1 protein-coding gene is annotated in these 1,411 nt (G+C 54.4%); it reads left to right on the top strand.

Annotated elements, in window-relative coordinates; all coding sequences use genetic code 11:
• Positions 1-89 precede the first annotated feature (89 nt).
• On the top strand, positions 90-1,124 hold the full coding sequence (locus QO231_RS26045; protein ID WP_316783205.1) for an IS110 family RNA-guided transposase: 1,035 nt from the start codon (positions 90-92) through the stop codon (positions 1,122-1,124).
• Positions 1,125-1,411: the final 287 nt, after the last annotated feature.

The following is a 1,411-nucleotide window of genomic DNA, read 5'->3' as shown; positions in this document are numbered from 1 at the left end:
GGACTTAGCATGGGTAATCGGGCTGACCATGATGATGGGTCAGGTTCTTGATAGAGTTGCAGAAGTTTTTGCAATTTGAGGAGGACAAAATGGATTACTATGTTGGACTAGATGTATCACTGAGGACTGTCGCGGTTTGCGTGATCAATGCAGATGGCAAGCTGATCTTCGAGCACTCTGTTGCATGCGAGATTGAAGACATCATCGAATGTTTGCGGGCTATTTCAGCCGCCGAGCTGCGCATTGGCTTTGAAGCAGGGCCGATGAGCCAACATTTGTTTGGTGGGCTGCGCGCCGCTGGTTTTGACGTTGTTTGCATGGAGGCGCGCCAGGTGAATGCGGCGCTGTCAGCGATGCGCAACAAGACTGATAAAACCGATGCACGCGGGATTGCACAGGTGCTCCGCTCTGGCTGGTTCAGCCCAGTTTACATCAAGAGCCGTGAGGCCCACGCGCTTCGGGCGCTTTTGAGTAGTCGCAAAGCGATCCAGAAGAAGTGCATTGATTTGGCCAACGAGGTCAGAGGTTTGTTCAAGATATTTGGGATCCGACTTCCCTCTCGTGTCGACCAAGGGTCATTTGATGAACGGGTGCGACCCTTGATCGAAGCCGACCCTGATTTGTCCCTTGCGCTCCTACCTTTGCTTGATGCACGGGCCGTGCTTTACACAACCTACCGCGAGCTTGACAGACGCGTAAAACAGGCGGCCAGCCGAGACGAGGCCTGCATGCGCTTTATGGCAATCCCCGGAGTTGGTCCGATCGCTGCCCTAACGTTCCGTGCGGCCGTTGATGATCCATCGCGCTTTACCAGCTCACGTACAGTGGCTGCACATTTTGGGCTTACGCCGCGACGATACCAATCCGGTGAAATGGATAACCCGGGACGCATCTCAAAAGCAGGAGACTCTGATGTTCGAGCAACACTTTACAGCGCCGCAAACGCCATGATGATGCGCTCTGTCGCGAGCTCCGAAATCAAGAGTTGGGGTCTGCGGCTAATGCGCAGGAAAGGTCGCCGCCGCGCCGTTGTGGCCGTCGCAAGAAAGTTAGCTGTCATAATGCACCGTATCTGGGCAGATGGCACCGAGTTCCGTCATGAACCATTGAGGGGAGCAGCATGATCTGACCAAGCCCCTTCAATGATCATAGACGGGATCGTCCCTCACCGGACGAGGTCTGTGGATGACGCCGAAAAAGCTCACTGCGCAACTTGAAGCGCGAGACTAAGTGGGGCGCTCCACACCCAATCCGACACATGCATGCAGCGGCCCAACCGAACCGGGCCAACAATGACTGCGAAGAGAAGTGTGACCCGGATGAGAGACAATGATCCCTACAGCACGGAAATCAAAAGATGAAATAAACTTGACCCAAACGCCCGATTAGAGAAGTGAGTTTTCGCTGCGCT

It is taken from the genome of Sedimentitalea todarodis (assembly GCF_032595355.1).
GTDB lineage: Bacteria > Pseudomonadota > Alphaproteobacteria > Rhodobacterales > Rhodobacteraceae > Sedimentitalea > Sedimentitalea todarodis.
Note: the sequence above shows the minus strand (reverse complement) of the source record. Positions and strands in the feature narration are given on the sequence as shown.

Excerpts from the sequence above, each read along its gene's own strand:
- QO231_RS26045 (WP_316783205.1), top strand. The coding sequence starts at position 90 with ATGGATTACTATGTTGGACTAGATGTATCACTGAGGACTGTCGCGGTT.